The sequence below is a fragment of the Azospirillum sp. UENF 312511 genome (assembly GCF_058780635.1).
Genome location: NZ_JBSNCG010000001.1, coordinates 101,263 through 122,473, shown reverse-complemented (window position 1 = coordinate 122,473; position 21,211 = coordinate 101,263). Strand labels below are relative to the sequence as shown.

The 21,211-nt window shown below is 69.5% G+C and carries 20 protein-coding genes; 17 read left to right on the top strand and 3 right to left on the bottom strand.

Annotated elements, in window-relative coordinates; all coding sequences use genetic code 11:
* The first annotated feature begins 152 nt into the window (after nucleotides 1-152).
* The 3 genes from ACWPN7_RS00610 (at nucleotide 153) to ACWPN7_RS00600 (ending at nucleotide 1,799) form a co-directional block, all read left to right on the top strand.
* On the top strand, nucleotides 153-881 hold the full coding sequence (locus ACWPN7_RS00610) for an AzlC family ABC transporter permease (protein WP_040133857.1): 729 nt from the start codon (nucleotides 153-155) through the stop codon (nucleotides 879-881).
* Nucleotides 878-1,216 carry an AzlD domain-containing protein gene (locus ACWPN7_RS00605; protein ID WP_040133856.1) on the top strand — a complete coding sequence of 113 codons (339 nt, stop codon included), beginning with the start codon at nucleotides 878-880 and terminating at the stop codon, nucleotides 1,214-1,216. Before ACWPN7_RS00610 ends, ACWPN7_RS00605 begins: the two co-directional genes overlap by 4 nt.
* A 121-nt stretch (nucleotides 1,217-1,337) precedes the next feature.
* Nucleotides 1,338-1,799, top strand: coding sequence for an SH3 domain-containing protein (locus tag ACWPN7_RS00600; protein WP_040133855.1), 462 nt, complete (start codon nucleotides 1,338-1,340; stop codon nucleotides 1,797-1,799).
* 151 nt (nucleotides 1,800-1,950) lie between these two features.
* On the opposite strand, the gene ACWPN7_RS00595 is transcribed toward ACWPN7_RS00600, so the two are convergent.
* Nucleotides 1,951-4,029, bottom strand: coding sequence for a methyl-accepting chemotaxis protein (locus tag ACWPN7_RS00595; RefSeq protein WP_459197608.1), 2,079 nt, complete (start codon nucleotides 4,027-4,029; stop codon nucleotides 1,951-1,953).
* A 244-nt stretch (nucleotides 4,030-4,273) separates the two neighbouring features.
* Here ACWPN7_RS00595 and ACWPN7_RS00590 point away from each other — a divergent pair, with 244 nt between their 5' ends.
* From ACWPN7_RS00590 to rpmB, 5 genes are all read left to right on the top strand, one after another.
* Complete coding sequence (locus ACWPN7_RS00590; RefSeq protein WP_103040686.1) at nucleotides 4,274-6,133, top strand: ABCB family ABC transporter ATP-binding protein/permease; 1,860 nt, start codon at nucleotides 4,274-4,276, stop codon at nucleotides 6,131-6,133.
* A gap of 26 nt (nucleotides 6,134-6,159) precedes the next feature.
* Entirely contained in the window at nucleotides 6,160-6,717 is a 558-nt protein-coding gene (locus tag ACWPN7_RS00585; protein ID WP_459197607.1) for a biliverdin-producing heme oxygenase, read from the top strand.
* Between the two features lie 81 nt (nucleotides 6,718-6,798).
* Complete coding sequence (meaB, locus tag ACWPN7_RS00580) at nucleotides 6,799-7,797, top strand: methylmalonyl Co-A mutase-associated GTPase MeaB (protein WP_459197606.1); 999 nt, start codon at nucleotides 6,799-6,801, stop codon at nucleotides 7,795-7,797.
* 196 nt (nucleotides 7,798-7,993) lie between these two features.
* A complete protein-coding gene (locus ACWPN7_RS00575) occupies nucleotides 7,994-8,851 on the top strand; it encodes a phasin family protein (protein WP_459197605.1) in 858 nt (285 codons plus the stop codon).
* 164 nt (nucleotides 8,852-9,015) lie between these two features.
* Entirely contained in the window at nucleotides 9,016-9,318 is a 303-nt protein-coding gene (rpmB, locus tag ACWPN7_RS00570) for a 50S ribosomal protein L28 (RefSeq protein ID WP_094306502.1), read from the top strand.
* Nucleotides 9,319-9,515: 197 nt separating this feature from the next.
* On the opposite strand, the gene ACWPN7_RS00565 is transcribed toward rpmB, so the two are convergent.
* On the bottom strand, nucleotides 9,516-10,925 hold the full coding sequence (locus ACWPN7_RS00565) for a regulatory protein RecX (protein ID WP_492273082.1): 1,410 nt from the start codon (nucleotides 10,923-10,925) through the stop codon (nucleotides 9,516-9,518).
* Nucleotides 10,926-11,005: 80 nt separating this feature from the next.
* Here ACWPN7_RS00565 and ACWPN7_RS00560 point away from each other — a divergent pair, with 80 nt between their 5' ends.
* From ACWPN7_RS00560 to ACWPN7_RS00540, 5 genes are all read left to right on the top strand, one after another.
* Nucleotides 11,006-11,809: an ABC transporter permease gene (locus tag ACWPN7_RS00560; protein WP_451994777.1), complete on the top strand. Its 804-nt coding sequence runs from the start codon at nucleotides 11,006-11,008 to the stop codon at nucleotides 11,807-11,809.
* A 150-nt stretch (nucleotides 11,810-11,959) separates the two neighbouring features.
* Nucleotides 11,960-13,114, top strand: coding sequence for an aspartate aminotransferase family protein (locus ACWPN7_RS00555; RefSeq protein ID WP_051658379.1), 1,155 nt, complete (start codon nucleotides 11,960-11,962; stop codon nucleotides 13,112-13,114).
* Complete coding sequence (gene argF, locus ACWPN7_RS00550; RefSeq protein ID WP_149651079.1) at nucleotides 13,114-14,028, top strand: ornithine carbamoyltransferase; 915 nt, start codon at nucleotides 13,114-13,116, stop codon at nucleotides 14,026-14,028. Before ACWPN7_RS00555 ends, argF begins: the two co-directional genes overlap by 1 nt.
* A 111-nt stretch (nucleotides 14,029-14,139) precedes the next feature.
* Entirely contained in the window at nucleotides 14,140-15,087 is a 948-nt protein-coding gene (locus tag ACWPN7_RS00545; protein ID WP_459197603.1) for an Hsp33 family molecular chaperone, read from the top strand.
* Nucleotides 15,088-15,166: 79 nt separating this feature from the next.
* Nucleotides 15,167-15,754 carry a hypothetical protein gene (locus tag ACWPN7_RS00540; protein WP_035678073.1) on the top strand — a complete coding sequence of 196 codons (588 nt, stop codon included), beginning with the start codon at nucleotides 15,167-15,169 and terminating at the stop codon, nucleotides 15,752-15,754.
* A gap of 208 nt (nucleotides 15,755-15,962) precedes the next feature.
* On the opposite strand, the gene ahcY is transcribed toward ACWPN7_RS00540, so the two are convergent.
* Nucleotides 15,963-17,267, bottom strand: a complete 1,305-nt coding sequence (gene ahcY, locus ACWPN7_RS00535; RefSeq protein ID WP_040133848.1) for an adenosylhomocysteinase — start codon at nucleotides 17,265-17,267, stop codon at nucleotides 15,963-15,965.
* 244 nt (nucleotides 17,268-17,511) lie between these two features.
* Between ahcY and ACWPN7_RS00530 the strand changes: the two genes are divergently transcribed.
* The 4 genes from ACWPN7_RS00530 (at nucleotide 17,512) to ACWPN7_RS00515 (ending at nucleotide 20,965) form a co-directional block, all read left to right on the top strand.
* Complete coding sequence (locus ACWPN7_RS00530) at nucleotides 17,512-18,258, top strand: phosphatase PAP2 family protein (protein WP_459197602.1); 747 nt, start codon at nucleotides 17,512-17,514, stop codon at nucleotides 18,256-18,258.
* 53 nt (nucleotides 18,259-18,311) lie between these two features.
* Nucleotides 18,312-18,902: a hypothetical protein gene (locus ACWPN7_RS00525; protein WP_459197601.1), complete on the top strand. Its 591-nt coding sequence runs from the start codon at nucleotides 18,312-18,314 to the stop codon at nucleotides 18,900-18,902.
* Nucleotides 18,903-18,923: 21 nt separating this feature from the next.
* Nucleotides 18,924-19,295 (top strand): hypothetical protein, encoded by a 372-nt coding sequence (locus ACWPN7_RS00520; RefSeq protein ID WP_040133847.1) that lies wholly within the window; start codon nucleotides 18,924-18,926, stop codon nucleotides 19,293-19,295.
* A 137-nt stretch (nucleotides 19,296-19,432) separates the two neighbouring features.
* Entirely contained in the window at nucleotides 19,433-20,965 is a 1,533-nt protein-coding gene (locus ACWPN7_RS00515; protein ID WP_459197600.1) for a glycosyl transferase family protein, read from the top strand.
* Nucleotides 20,966-21,211 lie beyond the last annotated feature (246 nt).

The following is a 21,211-nucleotide window of genomic DNA, read 5'->3' as shown; positions in this document are numbered from 1 at the left end:
ATCGGAATCGGTACCCCCTCGCAAGGGTGAGCGGAGACGGTCGGACTTGTCTCCCGGACAATAAAAGGCGGGCGGCGCGCCCGTCGCAGCGCTATGGTCCGCAGCCCGACACGGTTCTAGGGACCGGTCAGACAAGACGCTTCAGAACGATCATGACCAGACGATCCAGCTTCGCTGCCGGCGCCCGCGACACCCTGCCGATGGTCATCGGTGCGGCGCCCTTCGGGGTGATCTTCGGCACGCTGGTGGCCGCCGGGCCGCTGGCGGCGTGGCAGGGGCAGCTCATGTCCCTGTCGGTCTATGCGGGGTCCAGCCAGTTCATCGCGCTGGGTCTGGTGGCCGGGCACGCCGGGCTGGCGGTGATCTGGCTGACCACCCTCATCGTGAACCTGCGCCACGCCCTCTACGCCGCCACACTGCTGCCGCACGTCGCGCATCTGCCGGCGCGCTGGCGCTGGACGCTGGGCTTCTTCCTGACGGACGAGACCTTCGCGGTGATGGCCGGCTATTACGCCCGGCACCCGCGGGCGCCGCTCGGGCACTGGTACTTCCTGGGCTCCTGCCTGTCGATGTACGCGAACTGGCAGTTCTGGACCCTGGTCGGCCTGCTGTTCGGCGCGGCCTTCCCGCAGCTCCAGTCGCTGGGGCTCGACTTCGCCATGGTCGCCACCTTCATCGCCATCGTCGTGCCGCAGCTCGCCAGCCTGCCCAACTTCGCGGCGGCGGTGGCGGCGGGGGGCGTGGCCTATCTGGGGCAGGAGGTGCCCTACAAGCTGGGGCTGATGGCCGCCGTGGTGGCCGGCGTCGCCGTCGGGATGGCCCTGCAGCGCTGGCGCTCCGGCGGGCTGGAGGCCGGACGGCGGGAGGAGGAAGCGGCATGACCGGGACCGTCCTGACCAACACCGTCATGATCCTGGGCATGGCGGCGGTCACCGTTTTCGTGAAGGCGGCGCTGTTCGTGCTGGGCGACCGGGTGGTCTTCCCGCCGCTGCTGAAGCAGGCGCTGGGCTTCGTCCCGGTGACGGTGCTGACCGCCATCATCGTGCCGATGATCCTGTCGCCGAGCGGCGAGGGGCTGGAGCTGACCTGGACGAACCCGCAGCTGGTCGGCGCGCTGGCCGCCGTGCTGGCCTGCGTGGTGACGGGCAAGCAGCTTCTCACCATCGCCGTGGCGCTGGGCGTCTTCTTTACTTGGCAGCTGGGCGTTCTCGCCTAAGGGCGGTTGCCACTTTCCTGCCACAAACAGTGCATAGCCGTTCTGCCGCGGCGCGGTGGCGCGGGTGGGGGCGCATCCTGTATGGTCGCCCGATCGAAAGGGCTACCCAACCGAGTCCGTGATGACCAGACGTCTGCGCCTCGTTCCCGTCTCCCTCGCCGTGGCCTGCGCGGTGATGCTGACCGCCTGCCAGACGGGCGAGCGGACCAACCGCGCGCCCGTGGTGCAGGGGACCGCCAGCGCCTCCCCGGCCGGACTCGACACCGTTTCCGGCGAGTGGGAAACCGACAAGACCACCGCGCTGCGGTCGCAGCCGAGCAACGGCGCGCCCATCGTCGCGACCTTCCCGCCCGGCCAGCCTTTGAAGGTTCTGGGCCGTGCCCGCGGCACCGACTGGGTGGCGGTGCAGGCGGTGGGGTCGACCGCCTATGTGCGGATGCATCTGCTGCGCCTGCGCGGCAGCGCGCCCATCCAGACCGCCCGGGGCACGACGACCACCGTCGCCAAGCCGGAGGACAACGCCGGCCCCTCGATCAAGGCCGCCCCGCGCCGCAAGATCGAGGCGACGCCGATCGCGAACTGAGGCGGGGGGTACGGCGTGCCCCCACCCCGACCCTCCCCCTCTTCGAGGGAGAGGGTGCCTTCTACGAAGCGGCATCCGTTCCCTCCACCTCAAAGAGGGGGAGGGTTAGGGAGGGGGCAACGTCAGCGTCCGCATGAACTGACGAAAACGCTCAGAACTCCTTCCAATCGTCATCCTCGCTGACGTTGCGCTTGAGCGCGGCCCCCGAATGGGCCACTGCGCGAGCCGCCGGCTTGGCCGCGGCGCGGGTCGGACGGGACGCCGGAGCGGCCGGACGGGCCACCGGGGCGACGTGCCGCGGTGGCGCAGCGGTGCTCGCAACCGCGACCGGCACGGCCCGCGGGTCCAGCTTGAAGAAGCCGATCAGCCCCTTCAGGTCGTTGGCCTGACCGGCCATGGCCTGAGCGGCGGCGGTGGTTTCCTCGACGAGCGCGGCGTTCTTCTGGGTCATCTCGTCCATTTGCGAGACGGTGGCGTTGATCTCGTCGAGCGCCGCCGCCTGCTCCGAGGAGGCCGAGGCCATCTCGGCGATCAGCCCGGCGACCTGCTGGACACCCGACACGATGCCCTCCAGCGCGTCGCCGGCCTTCTTGACCAGCTCCACCCCGTCCTTCACTTGGGCGTCGCTGTCCAGGATCAGGCCCTTGATCTCCTTGGACGCCTGGGCGGAGCGCTGGGCGAGGTTGCGCACCTCCTGGGCCACCACGGCAAAGCCGCGGCCCGCATCGCCGGCCCGTGCCGCCTCGACCGCCGCGTTCAGCGCCAGCAGGTTGGTCTGGAAGGCGATCTCGTCGATCACCCCGATGATGTCGGTGATCTTGCGGCTCGACGCCTCGATGCGCTTCATCGCGTCGATGGCCGAGCCCGCCACCGTCCCGCCGGACTCTGCGGCGGTGCGGGCGTCGGCGGCCATGCCGTTGGCGCGCTGGGCGTTGTCGGCGTTGGAACGCACCGTGGCCCCCAACTCCTCCATGCTTGCCGCGGTCTCCTCCAGCGAGGACGCCTGCTGCTCCGTCCGCTCCGCAAGGTCGGACGAGCCGATGGAGACCTCGCCCGCCGCCGAGGCGATGGTGTCCGCCGCCTGGGTGATCTGGCCGACGATCTCCGACAGCTTGGCGGAGGTGGCGTTGACGTCGGTCTTCAGCGTCTGGAAAGCGCCTTCATAGTCGCGTTGCACCCGCTTGTTGAGGTCGCCCTGGGCGAGCGCGCTGAGCACCGCGCCGAGGTCGGCGATGACCGCCTCGACCGTGTCGGTCAGGCGGTTGATGCCCGCCGACATGGTCTTGTAGAAGCCGTCCTTGCCGGTCAGCTCCAGGCGGCGCGACAGGTCGCCCTTCGACACGCCGTCGATCAGCGCGGCGATCTCCTCGCCGATCGCGGTCTCGCGGGCGCGCTGCGCCTCGTCGGCGCGGCGCTCGGCCTCCAGCCGCTCGCGCTCGGCCTCGTCCATCGCCTTCTTCTGGATGGCGTTGTCCTTGAACACCTGCACCGCCTGGGCCATCTGCCCGATCTCGTCGCCGCGGTCGAGGCCGGGAACGGCGACGTCCAGCTTGTCGGCGGCGAGGTCGTGCATGGTCGCGCTCATCGCCCGCACCGCGCCCATCTGGCGGCGGACCAGGAAGAAGCTGACCAGACCGAAGGCCAGCGTGACCAGCGGCGCCACCACCAGGATGGTGCGCTCCACCTCGTCCACCACCCTCATCACGTCGGCCCGCTTCAGCCCGACGAACAGCACGCCGACCACCGAGCCGGAGGCGTCGAGCAGCGGATCGTAGGAGGTGAAGTAGCGCTCGCCCAGGATGTCGGCCTCGCCGCGGTAGGGCTTGCGCTGCGTGATGACACTGTCGAAGACCGGCCCGGCGCCCAGCTTGGTGCCGTTGGCCCGGCTGCCGTCGGGGTTCTGCACGGTGGTGGCGACGCGGGTGTCGCCGCGGAACACCGTGGCCGCACCGCCGGTCAGCTCGCGGATCTGGTCGACCATGCGGGTGTCGCCGTCGACCCGCACCGATCCGACGTAAAGCGCGCCGTCGCGCAGGCTGTAGTCGGCGCCGTTCTGCTTCAGCAGCATATGGGCCAGCGCCATGCTGCGCTCCCGCTGCTCCTGCGCGGAGGCGGCGCTGCGGTCGCTCAGCACATGGCTGGAGGCCAGCGTCAGCACGATGGCCAGGATGAACAGCCCCAGCACGTTCAGCAGGGACAGTTTGGCGGTCAGGGAGAGGTTTTTCAGCACGTTCGGCCCTATGCGGCAATCGCTCCGCAGCCCTCGCCAACGGAGATAGACAATAAGTCTAATACGGTTTTATCCATTCGTCCGCGTGCAATTTTTCAGAGACCGATTCCCGTCCACCGTGTGGAAGGGCTCCGGCGGACCGCCATGCAGCCGGCGCACGGCCCGTCTTCCTTGGTTGGCGCGGCAACTGGCCCTAGGTTAGGGCAGCCGCCTTTGGCAACCGACCCTTTTCCCGGACTCCTCCATGCGCCGCCGCACCAGCAACCCCAGCCCGGCCCCCTCCTATGCGGAGGCCGCGTCCAGCACCGGCGACATGGCGGCGCTGCGCTCGCTCGTCCCCTATCTGTGGCCGCGGGATTCCTTCGAGACCAAGCTGCGTGTCGTGGTCGCGCTGATCCTGCTGGTCGGCGCCAAGGTGGCGAACGTCTGGGTGCCGATCTTCTACAAGCGGGCGGTCGACGCCCTGTCGCCGGGCGATGCCGGAGCGCTGGTGACGATCCCGCTGGGGCTGATCGTCGCCTATGGTCTGGCGCGGGTGATGTCGCTGGTCTTCGCCGAACTGCGCGACGCGGTGTTCGCCAACGTCGCCCAGCGCACGATCCGCAAGGTCGCCCTGTCGGTCTTCCAGCACCTGCACGCCCTGTCGCTGCGCTTCCATCTGGAGCGGCAGACCGGCGGCCTGACCCGCTCGCTGGAGCGCGGCACCCGCGCCATCGAGACGCTGCTGCGCTACGCCCTGTTCTCCATCGTGCCGACGCTGGTCGAGATCACGCTGGTCTGCGTGATCCTGTGGCGGATGTTCGACGGTTGGTTCGCGCTGGCGACCTTCGCCACGGTGGGAAGCTACATCGCCTACACCTTCTTCGTGTCGGAATGGCGCATCCAGTTCCGCCGCGCCATGAACGAGACCGACAACAAGGCCAACACCAAGGCGGTGGACAGCCTGCTGAACTACGAGACCGTCAAGTATTTCGGCAACGAGGGGCACGAGGCCCGGCGCTACGACCAGGCGCTGGCCTCCTACGAGCAGGCGGCGGTCAAGAGCCAGCGCAGCCTGTCGCTGCTGAACATCGGCCAGTCGGCGATCATCTCGCTGGGGCTGGCGGTGGTCATGGGCATGGCGGCGCGCGGCATCGTCAACGGCACGATGACGCTGGGCGACTTCGTGCTGGTGAACACCTACCTGCTCCAGCTCTACCAGCCGCTGAACTTCTTCGGGGTGGTGTACCGCGAGATCAAGCAGGCGCTGATCGACGTGGAGTCGATGGTGACGCTGCTGTCGGTGGACCGCGAGGTGGCCGACCGGCCGGGCGCTCCCCCGCTGGCCATCACCGGGGGCGAGCTGCGTTTCGACGGGGTGGAGTTCGGCTACGACCCGCGGCGCCCGATCCTCAAGGGGGTGAGCTTCACCGTGCCCGCCGGGCGGACGGTGGCCATCGTCGGCCCGTCCGGGGCGGGCAAATCGACCATCGGCCGGCTGCTGTTCCGCTTCTACGACGTGTCGGGCGGCGGCATCCTGATCGACGGGCAGGACATCCGGGAGGTGACCCAGCAATCGTTGCGCGGCGCCATCGGCATCGTTCCGCAGGACACGGTGCTGTTCAACGACACGGTCTACTACAACATCGCCTACGGCCGCCCCGGCGCCAGCCCGGCGGAGGTTGAGCAGGCGGCCCGGCTGGCCCACATCCACAATTTCATCATGGCGCTGCCCGACGGTTACGAGACCACGGTGGGGGAACGCGGGCTGAAGCTGTCCGGCGGCGAGAAGCAGCGCGTCGCCATCGCCCGCACCATCCTGAAGAACCCGGCGATCCTGCTGTTCGACGAGGCGACCTCGGCGCTCGACACCCACACCGAGCGGGAGATCCAGGCGAACCTGCGCGAGGTCAGCCGCGGCCGCACCACGCTGGTGATTGCCCACCGCCTGTCCACCGTGATCGATGCCGACGAGATCCTGGTGATGGAGGCCGGGCGTGTGATCGAACGGGGACGCCACATGGAACTGCTGTCGCGCGGCGGCGCCTATGCCGCATTGTGGGCGCGGCAGCAGGAATCCTCCCAGGGGCCGGAACCCGTTCCGGAAGTCCTTGCCCCCACTTAACCTCATCATCACGACGGAGCATCCCTTTGGGACCGGTACGGCAGGCGCTGCGCGAGGCGACCCGCGACATTCATGAACGGCTGGACCGCGTGGCGGTCCTGCGCCCGCTGACCAGCCCGACGATCACCGTGGACGAATACCGCGACGCCCTGATCGCCCTGCACGGCTTCAACGCCCCCATCGAGCGGGCGCTGGGCGAGGGGGCCGAGCGGCTGGACCTGCTGCGCGCCGATCTGGCCGATCTGGGGGTGGACGCGGATTCCCTGCCGGTGGCCGCGGCGCTGCCGGCGCTGGACGGCCTGCCGGCGCGGCTGGCGGCGCGCTACGTGCTGGACGGCTCCGCCCATGGCGGGCGGGCGATGCTGCCCAACGTCACCCGCGCGCTGGGCTTCGACGCCACGCGCGGGGCGCGCTTCCTGGCATCGGCCGGGATCGACATGGCCGGCCGGTGGAAGGCGTTGCTCGCCCGGCTGGAGAGCGATCTGGAGGCGCCCGAGTCGGCGCAGTCCGCCTGCGCCACGGCGGTCGCCCTGTTCGCCGCGCTGGAGGTCTGGCTGGACGGGCTGGCCGCGAAGGTGGCGTGACGCTTACAGGGGCCGGCGGATCGACGCAGCGGATCGACGCGGGGGCTTCACCGCGCCCGCCGCGCCCGCTAGGTTCCCTGCATGACCACCGCTCCCGCCCTCAACACCCCCGCCGCGCTCGCCGACGCGGTGCTGCGGGGTGACCGCCGCGCGCTCGCCCGCGCCATCACGCTGATCGAATCGACCCGGCGCGACCACCGCGCCCAGGCCGACACCCTGCTGGAGACGCTGCTGCCCCACACCGGCAACTCGGTGCGGGTGGGCATTTCCGGCGTGCCGGGGGTGGGCAAGTCGACCTTCATCGAGGCGTTCGGGCAGCACGTCATCGCGCGGGGGCACAAGGTGGCGGTGCTGGCCATCGACCCGTCGTCGCAGCGCACCGGCGGCTCCATCCTGGGCGACAAGACCCGCATGGTGGACCTGTCGCGCGAGCCGAACGCCTTCATCCGCCCATCGCCCGCCGGCGCCACGCTGGGCGGCGTGGCCCGCCGCACGCGCGAGGCCATGCTGATTTGCGAGGCGGCGGGCTTCGACGTGATCGTGGTGGAGACGGTGGGCGTCGGCCAGTCGGAGACGGCGGTGGCCGACATGGTCGACCTGTTCATGCTGCTGCTGCTGCCCGCCGGGGGCGACGAGCTTCAGGGCATCAAGAAGGGCATCGTGGAACTGGCCGACCTCGTGGTCGTCAACAAGGCGGACGGCGACCTCGCCAATACGGCGCGGCATACCGTCGCGGACTACCGCCACGCCCTGACCCTGCTGCGCCACGGCGACTGGCGCGTGCCGGTGCTGAGCTGCTCGGCCATCACCAGGGCCGGCATCGATTCGGTGTGGGACACCATCGGGGAGCACAAGGCGATCACCGAGGCGTCCGGAGTCCGCGCCACGCGCCGCGCCGAGCAGGCCCGCGCCTGGCTGTGGAGCGAGATCCGCGAGACGCTGGTGGACGCCTTCAAAGCGCATCCCGCCGTGCGCGCCGACCTGTCCGCGCTGGAGTCCCGCGTGACCGGCGGCGCCATCACCCCCACCGCCGCTGCACGCGTTTTGCTTGAAAAGTTCCTCGGGCGCCCGGTGGAGTAGGTCCTTTCGGGTATGCTGCACCGCAACATTTCTTGTTGCGCCGCGATTCTCTCGTGCATAAGGTGGCCTGGGCGGGAAAGGAGCGTCGTCGCGGCGCTTGGGCGAGAGGTTTGCCCGCAGTCTCCTGGGGTATGAGCCGGAGTTGACTTGTCCGACACCGCCTCCGCGTCGAGTCGTCAACGGGAGACCTTAGGACATGGCCGCCAATTTTCTGGATCTTTTCGAGCGCTTCAATCCCCTGACCAATGGGCCTCTCGCCCTGTCGCCGCTGGGCAAGGCGAATGCCGAGACCTACGCCGCCCGCGGCACGCGCGTCGCCGGCGTGATGCAGGACGGCTGCCGGCGCCTGCTCGACGGCGTGACCGCCGGCATCGGCGAAACGACCCACCTCGCCAGCGAATTCGCCAAGGTGCGCAGCCCGGCGGACCTCGTCGCCGTGCAGCGCGAATGGGCGACCGTCGCCCAGGCCCGCGTCGTCAACCAGGTGCAGACCGTCCTCGACGTCTCCTCGAAGATCGCCGCCGAGCTGGGCGTCAGCCCGGTGGCTCTGTCGCCGACCGCCCCGGCGCCCAAGGTCGCTCCGGTCGCCGCCCCGGCTCCGAAGGCCGCCCCGAAGGCGGACGCTCCGAAGGTCGAGGCGCCCAAGGTCGAAGAGAAGAAGGCCGAGGTGAAGGCGGAAGCGAAGGCCGAGCCGGCTCCCGCCTCGGCGCCGAAGAAGGCTCCTGCGGCCCGCAAGGCCGCTCCGGCCAAGGCCGCCGCTCCGAAGGTCGAGGCGCCCAAGGCTGAAGAGAAGAAGGCCGAGGCGCCCGTTGCGAAGGCGGAGCCGGTGAAGGCCGAAACGCCGAAGGTCGAGGCGGCTCCCGCCCCGGCGCCCAAGGCGGAGGCCCCGAAGGCCGAGGTGAAGGCTGACGTGAAGGCCGCCCCGAAGGTCGAGGAAAAGAAGGCGGAGGCCCCCAAGGCCGAGGCCGCCAAGGCGGACGCGCCGAAGCCGGAAGCGCCCAAGGCCGCCCCGAAGGCCGAGGAGAAGAAGGCCGCCGCTCCCGCCGCCCAGTGATTCCACCGGATCGCGGTCCCCGCCGGCCCGGGGACCGTCGATCGGCGCGCGCCCGTCTCTTCCTTCCTTGACGGGCGCGCGCTTGTTCGACTATAACGCCGCCTCCTTCGGGCGGTATGCTGCCCGGGACCGGGTTTCATTTGCTAAAATAAAGGATCACTCCGATGGCACGTCGGTGCTCCGTGACCGGCAAGGGCACGCAGTTTGGCAACAACGTCAGCCACGCCAACAACAAGACCCGCCGCCGTTTCCAGCCGAACCTGCAGGAAACCGCGCTGCTGAGCGACGCTCTGGGTCAGATGGTGCGCCTGCGTATCTCCACCAACGCGATCCGTTCGATCGAGCACAAGGGCGGCCTCGACGCCTTCCTGCTCGACGCGAAGGACGACGTCCTCAGCCTGGAAGCGCGCCGCCTGAAGCGCCGCATCGCCAAGGCCCAGGACAAGCAGCAGGCCGCCGCGGCCTGAGGCTGACCGCCTGGAGGCGCCGGAGCGCATCCAGGCGATTCTGGTGATGTCACCGCGGGGCGGCAAACTCCGCGGTCGGGTGCTGAGCCCCACACCAGGACGACTCCGACTCTCGGTTGCACCGAACCCCGGTTGAGAGTGCCGCGCGCATCGCCGAAAGGCTTTGCGCGCGTTTTGTCGTTTCCGGACAACGAGTTCTAGAACGATCGCTGCACGCCCAGCAGCAGGCGGTAGCGCGGCGAATCGGGGCCGAATCCGACGCCGACACCGGCTCCCACGGCGAGGTCTTCGCCGACGAGATGCCGGACGCCGGCCTCCACGAAATTGTCGGCCTTGCCGCGTTCCTGCGACTGTTCCCGCACCACGTCGAAGGCCACGGCGGTGGCGGGGCCGACCGGGGCGTTCATCCCGGCGGCCATGATGAAGCGGTTGTCGCGCTCGCCCGGCTCCGGATCGAACAGATGCCGCCAGGACAGGTTGGCGTGCAGGCGCGGCGCGCCGGCGGCGGTGCCGAGCGGCTGGGTCAGGCGCCCGGTGAGCCCGGCCTCGGTCGTCTTGCTCCCCGACCCGTAGGGGATGCTGACCAGCGGCTCCACCGACAGGCCCAGCCGTCCCTGCGACGGTTCGCGGATGTTGTATTCGGCGGACAGCTTGACGTCGCCCTGCTGCGCGTCGTCGGCGTTGCCCACGCGGTAGCCGGGATTGACCTTCAGCGCCAAGCCGTTGGCCACGCCGACCTGGAGTTCCGGATCGAAGGACAGGCGGTTGCGCCCGCCGTCCCCCTTCAGCCGGTCGAAGAAGGCGCGGACCTTCACATCGACGCTGCCCTTCTCGATGGCGGCGGCGTCCTCGACGGTGATCGGCAGCTCCGACGACAGCGCCATGCGCTTGTCGTCCTGCGCACTGGCGGTGCCTGCAAGGGCCAGCAGCCCGGCGGCGAGGGTGAGGCCCGCGAGAGCGGCGTGGCGCATGTCTGCTTTCCCGAACCGGTGGCGTTTGCCCAACAACAGCCGGGCGGGGCGAACGGGCCACGGAGGGGAGGGGGTTACTCCACCGAGTTCGGGGTCTTCGGCGTCCACCACCCGCCGGGCGATGTCGTAGGCGAAGCCGGCGCGGCCCAGCGCCGCCAGATCCTTGTCGCGGAATTCCGCGCGCTTCTCCGGCAGGCGGTAGGGGCCGAGCCGGCGGCGGCGGGCCAGCGCCAGGGCGGCGGTCAGGTTCAGGTCGCCCTCGACCTCCTCGTCCAGCGACTCCAGCACGCGGTCGGCCTCGTCGCGGCCGATGCCCTTGGCGGACAGCTTCTCGCGGATGGCGCGGGTCGAGGTGCCGCGGCGGTGCAGACTGGCCGCCCGCATCTCCGCGTAGGCCGTGTCGTTGAGCAGGCCGCTGCGCAGGTAGCGGGCGATCAGGTCCTCGACCCAGCGCGCGCCCTCCGCCGGGTCGGTGCCGTGGGCCTGGGCGGAGCGGTCGACCTTGCGCATCAGCACGCGGCGCAGGCTGGCCGAGGAGCTGGCGAAGCGCTGGAGATAGTGCAGGGCCGCGTTCTCCAGATACTGGGCGGTCACGCGGCGCGGCGGCTTGCGGGCCGGCGGCTGGTCGCGGGTCATGGCTGTCTCCCGTCCGGGGGCGGTTGCCGGAACGGGCGGCGCGCCCTAAAGTCCGGTCCGTTCCTGTGAATCGTGGTGCGATGACTCATCCTCTCCCTCCCATGCCCCGCCAGGTCGGCGCCGTCAACTGGGTCGGCCTGTGGACCCTCTACGCGCGCGAGGTGCGCCGGTTCCTGAAGGTGCACCAGCAGACCGTCTGGGCGCCCGTGGTCACCACCCTGCTGTTCTACGCCGTCTTCGCGCTGGCGCTGGGCGGTGCGGTGCGGATGATCGGCACGGTGCCCTATCTGGAGTTCCTGGCCCCCGGCCTGATCATGATGGCGATGGCCCAGAACGCCTTCGCCAACACCTCCTCCTCCGTGGTGATCGCGAAGGTCCAGGGCAACATCGTCGACATCCTGATGCCGCCGATGGCCCCTCTGGAGCTGGCCTTCGGCTTCGTCATGGGCGGGGTGACGCGCGGCCTGCTGGTTGGGCTGGTCACCGGTCTGGCGATCTGGGCCTTCGTCCCGGTGCGCATCGCCCATCCGGAGTTCGTCATCTTCCACGCCCTGATGGCCTCGATGCTGCTGTCGCTGCTCGGGCTGGTCGGCGGCATCTGGTCGGAGAAGTTCGACAACATCGCGGCGGTGACCAACTTCGTGGTGACGCCGCTGTCCTTCCTGTCCGGCACCTTCTATTCGGTGGAGACGCTGCCGCCGGTGTTCTGGTGGATCGCCCATTTCGACCCGTTCTTCTACATGATCGATGGCTTCCGCTACGGCTTCATCGGGCGGTCGGACGGCACGCTGGGGATCGGGGTCCTCGTCATGCTGGCCGTCAACGGCGCCCTGTGGTGGCTGGCTTGGCGCATGCTGAAGACGGGTTACAAGCTGAAGGCGTAAATCCGCCGGAATCCGGCCGAATTCAGCCGGTCGGCGTAGCCAATCCGTTGACAGGCTGAAGTGACATCTTGATATTCGACGGTTCCCGGCGGGCGAGGGTGTCCGCCGGGCTTTCCTCATTTGGAGGTTTTCGCTGTGATTCCGGTCGTCATGCCCACATATGCCCGCGCCGACATCGTGTTCGAGCGCGGCGAAGGTCCGTATCTGTACGCGACCGACGGGCGACGATTCCTCGACTTCGCCGCCGGTGTGGCGGTGAACGTCCTCGGCCACGCGAATCCCTATCTGGTCGAGGCGCTGACCGCTCAGGCGCACAAGCTGTGGCACACCTCCAACCTGTTCCGGGTCGCCGGTCAGGAGAGCCTCGCCAAGCGGCTGACCGAGGCCACCTTCGCCGACACCGTGTTCTTCACGAACTCGGGCGCCGAGGCGTGGGAGTGCGGCGCCAAGCTGATCCGCAAATACCATTACGAGAAGGGCGACAAGGCCCGCACCCGCATCATCACCTTCGAGCAGGCCTTCCACGGCCGCACGCTGGCCGCGGTGTCGGCGGCGCAGCAGGAGAAGCTGATCAAGGGCTTCGGCCCGTTGCTCGACGGCTTCGACCTCGTGCCCTTCGGCGATCTGGAGGCGGTGCGCGCGGCCATCACCGACCGCACCGCGGCCATCTGCCTGGAGCCGATCCAGGGCGAGGGCGGCATCCGCGCCGGCTCGGTCGAGTTCCTGCGCGGCCTGCGCGCGCTGTGCGACCAGCACGGAATGCTGCTGTTCCTGGACGAGATTCAGTGCGGCATGGGTCGCACCGGCAAGCTGTTCGCCCATGAATGGGCCGGCATCACGCCGGACGTCATGGCGGTGGCCAAGGGCATCGGCGGCGGCTTCCCGCTGGGCGCCTGCCTCGCCACGGAAAAGGCGGCGTCGGGCATGACCGCCGGCACCCACGGCTCGACCTACGGCGGCAACCCGTTGGCCACCGCGGTCGGCAACGCCGTGCTGGACAAGGTGCTGGAGCCCGGCTTCCTCGACCATGTGCAGCGCATCGGCGGCCTGCTCCAGGACCGGCTGGCCGGGCTGGTGGCCGAGAATCCGGCGGTCTTCAAGGGCGTGCGCGGCAAGGGGCTGATGCTCGGCCTCGCCTGCGGCCCGGCGGTCGGCGACGTGGTGGTGGCGCTGCGCGCCAACGGCCTGCTGTCCGTTCCGGCCGGCGACAACGTGGTCCGGCTGCTGCCGCCGCTGAACATCGGCGAAGCCGAGGTCGAGGAGGCCGTGGCCATCCTCGCCAAGACCGCCAAGGAGCTGGTGTGATGTCCGCCGTTCGTCATTTCCTCGACATCGACCGGCTGGACAAGGCGACCCTGCGCCAGATCCTCGCCATGGCCGCGACCATCAAGAAGGACATCCCGGCCTACCGCTCGCTGTTCGCAGGCCGCACGCTGGCGATGATCTTCGAGAAGCCGTCGACCCGCACCCGCGTCTCCTTCGAGGTGGGCATGCGCCAGCTCGGCGGCGACGTGGTGGTGCTGAAGCCCGACGACATGCAGCTCGGCCGCGGCGAGACCATCGGCGACACCGCCCGCGTGCTGTCCCGCTACGTGGACGCGGTGATGGTCCGCACCATGGGCGAGGAGCGCGTGCACGAACTGGCCGAGTTCGCCTCGGTGCCGATCATCAACGGCCTGACCGACCAGTCGCACCCCTGCCAGATCATGGCCGACGTGATGACCTTCGAGGAGCATCGCGGCCCCATCGAAGGGCGCACGGTGGCCTGGATCGGCGACGTCAACAACGTGGCGGTGAGCTGGGTCCATGTGGCGGTGCGCCTCGGCGTGGAAATCCGCCTCGGCTGCCCGGAGATCTACGGCCCGGCGCCGGAACTGCTCGACTGGGTGAAGCGCGAGGGCGGGCGCATCACCGTCACCACCTCGCCGGAGGAGGCGGTGCGCGGCGCCGACTGCGTGGTCACCGACGCCTGGGCCTCCATGCACAACACCGACGTGGACGAGCGGGCGGCGGTCCTCGGGCCCTATCAGGTCAACGAGGCGCTGATGGATCTCGCCGCCCCCGACGCCCTGTTCATGCACTGCCTGCCCGCCCACCGCGGGGAGGAGGTGACCGACGGGGTGATCGACGGCCGGCATTCGGTCGTCTGGGACGAGGCGGAAAATCGCCTGCACGCCCAGAAGGCCATACTGGCATGGTGCCTCGGCGCCACTATTTAAGAGCACTTGGGGCTAAAAGCCCTTGGAATTGGAGTCATGGCCCGGCGCCGCCCCCCGCGATGAGCGGGATGGCGGCGCCGGGCCATGGCCTGTCGTAACTTCGAGGACATCATGGACGATCCTTCCGTCCAACCGATCACCGACGATCTCGTTCTGCCTTTCCAGATCGAGGCGTCGCGCCTGCGCGGCCGCATGGTGAAGCTGGGCCCCGCGCTGGACGAAATCCTGACCCGCCACGCCTATCCGGAGCCGGTCGCCCGCTTCCTGGCCGAGACGATGACGCTCGCTATGCTGCTGTCCAGCATGCTGAAGTACGACGGCATCTTCACGCTCCAGACCAAGGGCGACGGGCCGGTCCGGCTGATGGTGGCGGACATCACCTCGGTCGGCGACATCCGCGCCTACGCCCAGTTCGACGAAGAGGCGCTGGCCAAGGCCGCCGACGACGTGGCCATCGCTCCGGCGCCGGCCCTGCTCGGCAAGGGCCACATCGCCTTCACCGTGGACCAGGGGCCGAACACCGAGCGCTACCAGGGCATCGTCGAGCTGTACGGCAAGACGCTGGCCGACTGCGTGCAGCACTATTTCCGCCAGTCGGAGCAGATCGACACCGGCCTGACCGTGTCGGTGGACCAGGAGACCCTGCCGGACGGCAGCAAGGGCGCCTGGCGGGCCGGCGGGATCATGATCCAGCGCCTGCCGCAGGACGCCACCGAAAAGGTGCTCGGCTCCGGCGACGAGGACGCGTGGCGCCGCGCCATGGTCCTGCTGTCCAGCACCACCGGCGACGAGCTTCTCGACCCGGAGCTGCCGGCCCGCGACCTGCTGTTCCGCCTGTTCCACGAGGACGGCGTGCGGGTGTGGCAACCCAAGGCCCTGCGCTTCGGCTGCCGCTGCTCGCGCGAGCGGGTGTCGGACATGCTGTCCCGCCTGCCGCGGGACGAGGTGCAGAGCTTGAAGATCGACGACGGGCGCGTCGAAGTGGTCTGCCAGTTCTGCTCCACCGCCTACCACTTCGACGACGCGGACCTCGACCGGGTCTACGGGACGGCGGAGTAGGGGGCTCCAGGTTCCGGATGCGCTTGGGAAACGGCGCGGCTATAGTGCCGCGCCGTTTTTCCGTCTCACCGGAGCGATCATGCCCACCCGCCGTTTCGTTCTCGCCGCCGCTCTCGCCACCGTGGCCCTGACGGCCTGCCAGAGCACGCCGCCGCGTCCGGCGGCCCGGCCCATCGACTATTCCAACTTCGGCCCGATCGTCTTGAACGCGGGCGGCGTCGACGTGGTGGACGCCCACCGTCCGGCCGGCACCGCCGTCGACCAGCGCATCCCCCTGCCGCCCGCCGAGGCGGTGCGCCGCTGGGCCAACGAGCGCCTCCAGGCCGCGGGCGGGCCGGGCCGCGTCCGCGTCACCATCCGCGACGCCAGCATCGTCGAGGTCCAGCTTCCCAAGACCGGCGGGGTGAAGGGCTATTTCACCAACGATCAGGCCCAGCGCTACGACGGGCGGATCGAGGTCGAGATCGGCGGCGAGCTGCCCGGCGAGACGACCTTCCGCGGCATGACCAAGGCGACGGTGACCCAGTCCACCACGGTGCCGGAAAACATCTCGGTGGCCGACCGCGAGGCGACCCTGCAGGACCTCGTCCGCCGCATGATGGACGATCTGAACGCCCGGCTGGACGCCGGCATCCGCAAGGATCTGGCGCCGATGGTGCGGCGGTAGGGTTTGGCGGTAGGGGAGGTCTTGCCCCCTCCCTAGCCCTCCCCCGCTTCGCAGGGGAGGGGACTAAATTTCCCTCTCCTGCGTCAGCGGGGGAGGGAAGGGGCCCGCGGCGAAGCCGTGGGAAGGGTGGGGGCAAGAACCTCCAACACCCCCCAAACGCAAAAAGGGCCGCCCAATGGGCGGCCCTTTCCGTTCCGTCCGGACCCGCTTAGTAGCGGTAGTGGTCCGGCTTGAACGGGCCTTCGACCTTCACGCCGATGTACTCGGCCTGCTTGGCGGAGAGCGTGGTCAGCTTGGCGCCGATCTTGTCCAGATGCAGGCGGGCGACCTTCTCGTCCAGGTGCTTCGGCAGGACGTAGACCTTGTTCTCGTAGCTGGCGGCGTTGGTCCACAGCTCGATCTGGGCCAGCACCTGGTTGGTGAAGCTGGCGCTCATCACGAAACTCGGGTGGCCGGTGGCGCAGCCCAGGTTCACGAGACGGCCCTGGGCCAGGACGATCAGGCGCTTGCCGTCGGGGAAGACGACCTCGTCGACCTGCGGCTTGACCTCTTCCCACTTGTAGTTGCGCAGAGCCTCGATCTGGATCTCGCTGTCGAAGTGGCCGATGTTGCAGACGATGGCGCGGTCCTTCATCTGGCGCATGTGGTCCAGCGTGATCACGTCGACGTTGCCGGTCGCGGTGACGAAGATGTCGCCCTGCGGAGCGGCCTCGTCCATCGTGACGACCTGATAACCTTCCATGGCGGCCTGGAGCGCGGTGATCGGGTCGATCTCCGTCACCAGGACGCGCGCGCCCTGCGAGCGCAGCGAGGCGGCGGAGCCCTTGCCCACGTCGCCGTAGCCGGCGACCACGGCGACCTTGCCGGCCACCATCACGTCGGTGGCGCGCTTGATGCCGTCGACCAGCGACTCGCGGCAGCCGTAGAGGTTGTCGAACTTCGACTTGGTGACGCTGTCGTTCACGTTGATGGCCGGAACCTTCAGCGTGCCCTTCTTCATCATCTCATAGAGACGGTGGACGCCGGTGGTGGTCTCCTCCGACAGGCCGCGGACCTCGGCCAGCATCTCCGGATACTTGTCGTGCATGATCTGGGTGACGTCGCCGCCGTCGTCCAGGATCATGTTCGGGGTCCAGCCATCGGGACCGCGCAGGGTCTGCTCGATGCACCACCAGAACTCCTCCTCCGTCTCGCCCTTCCAGGCGAAGACCGGGATGCCGGCCGCGGCGATGGCGGCGGCGGCCTGGTCCTGGGTCGAGAAAATGTTGCAGGAGGACCAGCGGACGGTCGCGCCGAGAGCGGTCAGCGTCTCGATCAGCACGGCGGTCTGGATGGTCATGTGCAGGCAGCCGACGATGCGGGCGCCGGCCAGCGGCTTCGTCTCGCCGAACTCCGCGCGCAGCGCCATCAGGCCGGGCATCTCGGTCTCGGCGATGGTGATTTCCTTGCGGCCCCACTCGGCGAGGCTGATGTCCTTGACCTTGAAGTCGGTGAAGTTGGCGGGCGCGGCCATCGGGGGGTCTCCTGCGCGGCTGTTTGCGGTACAGCAATGAAAAGGGGCGGGCGCACCGGCCCGCTGTGGCGTTGGTGTAGCAGCGCATTCGGAACCCCGCAAGCATAAAGATATCTTTATGTTTGCGGGGCAACCGGTCGCGGCCAACCGCTTGGCCGCAGCCGTTCCGGCCCGGCGGACCTTTTCCGTGCGGGCCGGCGTTCCCATAACCGGTCTGTGACGGACGGGAGGCAGGGGACGGGCGATGGCGCTGGCAGGATTGAGGGCACCCGGCTTCTGGACGAGGCTCGGCCGGCACGAATTGCGGCTTCTCGTCGGCATGGCGGTCAGCGCCGGGCTGATCCTGGCCTTCGCCCTGCTGGCCGGCGAGGTGATCGAGGGCGAGACGGCGGCCTTCGACCGCGCGGTGCTGCTGGCGCTGCGGGTGGCCGGCGATCCGGCGATGCCGCTGGGACCGCCCTGGCTTCACAACGCGGCGCGCGACGTCACGGCGCTGGGCAGCATCACCGTGCTGTCGCTGATCACCGCGGTGACGGTGGGGTTCCTGCTGCTTCAGGGGAAGCGCGGGGCGTCGCTCCTGGTGCTGCTGTCGGTCGGCGGCGGCATGACGATCAGCAGCCTGCTGAAGAACCAGATCGGGCGGGAGCGCCCGGACATCGTCCCCCACGGCGACATCGTCTTCACCGCCAGTTTCCCCAGCGGCCATTCGCTGCTGTCGGCCGTCGTCTTCCTGACGCTGGGCGCCATGCTGGCCCGCTTCGTCGAGGGGCGGCGGCAGAAGGCTTACGTGCTCGTCGTGGCGATGGTGGTGACCTTGCTGGTCGGGTGCAGCCGCGTCTATCTCGGCGTCCATTGGCCGACCGACGTCCTGGCGGGCTGGTGCGTCGGGGCGGGCTGGGCCGCGCTGTGCTGGCTCGTCGCCCTGTGGCTGCAAAGACGCGGTGCTGTCGAACCGGAGGGTGAAGCCGGACCGGTGCCGGATCGCACTTGACCCTGCCGGTCCTCAGCCGATATTTCGGGTGATCCCGTCGATCAACCCACAGCATGTCGATGCCCGAAGGCACTTTGGACCGTGAAACCCTGCAAGCCGTCGGCGTGCTGAAGCGCGCCGTGGACGAGGCGCGGGTGCCGGGCGTGCTGGAGTTCCGGCTGCTCTCCAGCGCGCTGGACCGCACTCTGGAAACCGAAGACCTGCATGAACTGAACGAGGCCAAGCGCGTTTACGAAACGCTGGACGGCGAATGCCGGACGCTGGTCGTGGAGCGCGCCACCAGCCTCGCCCATGCCGAGGCCGCCGAACGGCGGGCGCCGCATGAGGAGGTGGAGGTCGACGTCGTTCCGGTCGCCGCGGCGAAGCCGGAACCTCCGGCGTCGTCGCCTTCGGCGCCACCGGCCGGGCCCCCGCCGGGCCTGCGCGGCGGCCGGACGATGCGTCCGGCCACCGGTTTCCTGGCGGCGCTGAACGGCGTGCGCTCCGCCTCGCGGAGCCAGCCGCCGGGCCAACGGACGGAGGACGGCGCGCCGGACAGCCGCGCCACCGCGAAGTCGCGGCTGATGGCGGCGGTGGAGGAGCGGCGCGAGAGCGACCACGGCGCGCGGTTCCATTCCGGCGGCCCGGTGTCGGACAACGACTGATTGAGAGAGGATGATCACACAATGACAGCGTTCAGGGTCGGGGATCAGGTGACGATCCACAACAGCCAGACCGGCCCGGAGAGGATTGCCACGGTCGACGCCTTCACCGAGGGCAACCGCTGCATGGTGCTGTCCGACGGCACCAAATGGCGGGCGGACGGACAGCGCCAATGGCGTGTCGGCAGCGGCTACTACAAGGGGCCGGTGGTCGAGCGGACGCGGCCCGGTGACGTCGACATCGTGACCCGGCGCCGCGCCATCGGCGTGATCCGCAAGTTCGCCCAGGACCTGAACATGGACAGCCCCCTGGACGCGGCGGCGCTCACCCGCATCGTCGAGCGGATCCAGGCGGAGCAGGCCGCGGCCCCCAAGCCCGTGGACTCCGAGGACTAGGGAGCACAAGCCTCCGGCCCCGTCCGTCGCGGGGCCGGAGGGCGGACCAGCCGTGTTGCGTTGGCATGCAAATGCGTATCATTATCATGGTATGCAGCCGTGAACCGGCCAGGCAACCGCATTCGGGCTGAACGCACATGATGGACAAGAGGAAGGGCGCGGCGCCTCGTCCAGCGCCGGTGCCGGAGGCGTCCGCTCCGGGCAAGGCTGCCCCCGGCGGCCAGGAGAATCGGCTGCCTCGTGGCCGTCTGATCGTCGCGCTGGACGCGCTGCTGTCGAAACGGAACGTCACGCTGGCCGCCCGCGACCTCGGTCTGCAGACCTCGGCGCTCAGCCGGCTTCTGGCGCAGATGCGCGAGGAGTTCGGCGATCCCCTGTTCATCCGCTCGGGCCGCGGTCTGGTGCCGACGCCCTTCGCCGAAGCACTGCGCCCGCGCGTGCAGGCGCTGGCCCGTGGGATCGACGCCCTGTTCGAGCCGTCGATGGAACGCCCGGCGCTCGACGAAACCTTCGATCCCCGCTGGAACGTGCCGACCGCCATCGACGCGCCGCCGCTTCAGGTGCGTCCGGCCGGCCTGCTGGAGGGACAGCCGTCTCCGGCCCAGATCGACGCGAAACTGGAGAGGATCGCGCCGGACGCCACTGCGCAGGACCGGCTGGCCCGCCACATCGGCGTGCTGGGCATCGCCGGCGGCGGCCACGGACGCCCGCTGACCGCCGAGGAGGCGGAGGAGGCGATGACCATCATCCTGGCGGGCGAGGCCGATCCGGTCCAGGTCGGCGCGCTTCTCGGGATGATGCGGATGCGCGGCTCCACCGCGCCGGAACTGGCCGGACTGGTGCGGGCGATGCGGGCGCACGTCGCCGCCGGGCTGGGCCGGACGATCCAGGCGGACATCGACTGGCCCTGCTTCACCTCGCCCAACTACCACAACCCGCCCTGGTTCTTCCACGCGGCGCGGCTGGTCGCGCAGGCCGGCCACCGGGTGCTGCTGCACGGCAGCACGGGCTGCAGCGCGGCGTCTGGACGTTACGAGTTCATCGCGCCCACCGTGGGTATCCCAGTCTGCACCAACGCGCGGGAGATCACGGCGGCGCTGGCGGCGCAGCGGATCGCCTACGCGCCGCTCGCCGCCCTGTCCCCGCAGATCTACCGGCTGATCGGGCTGCACCGGCTGACCCAGACCCGCTCCGCCGTGTTCGAGGCCGTGCATCTGCTGAAGCCGTCCAAGGCCAAGACTTCCCTGTTGGGCGCGGCCAAGCCGACCTACCGGGAACTCCACCGCGACGCCGCGCGCATCCTCGGCTGGAAGCACATGGCCGTGCTGGGCAGCGTGCGCGACGTCGCCCAGTTCACGCCCTTCCGCCCTTCCTCCATCCACCGTCTGGTCAACGGCGCGGTGGAGGACCTCATTCTCCCCGCCTGCATGGAGGAGCCACCGCCCACGCCGCGCCCGCGCGGCACCAGCCTGGAGTACTGGCAGGGGGTGTGGACCGGTGCCGTGCGCGATGCGCGGGCCGAGCGGATCATCATCGGCACCGCGGCCTTCGCCCTGTTCGCCCTTCCCGGCGCCACCGGACCGGCCTTCGCCGACGCCTTGCGGCTGGCCGAACAGCTCTGGAAGGCCCGTCTCGGGCAGGGCGCGATGGCTGTGCAGAGTCCACCCTGACGTAGAAAAGACGTTCGGCCTGCGGCGCTTCTGCATATTGCGAATAATTCTTATTATCGGCGTTGCTGCTTTGCAACAGTTCGGCCTCTCCCGCCCCGCCCGGACCTGTGAAAGCCTCTGAACAGAGTCCTTAAATTATTGTAATGTAATGGAAAAATTGGCGTGAGACGCCCTCTGCGCGAGCTTGCGGATGGTCCGCCAAGGGACTCCGACAAACAGCATATCCCTGCATGCGTTGGGGCTGAA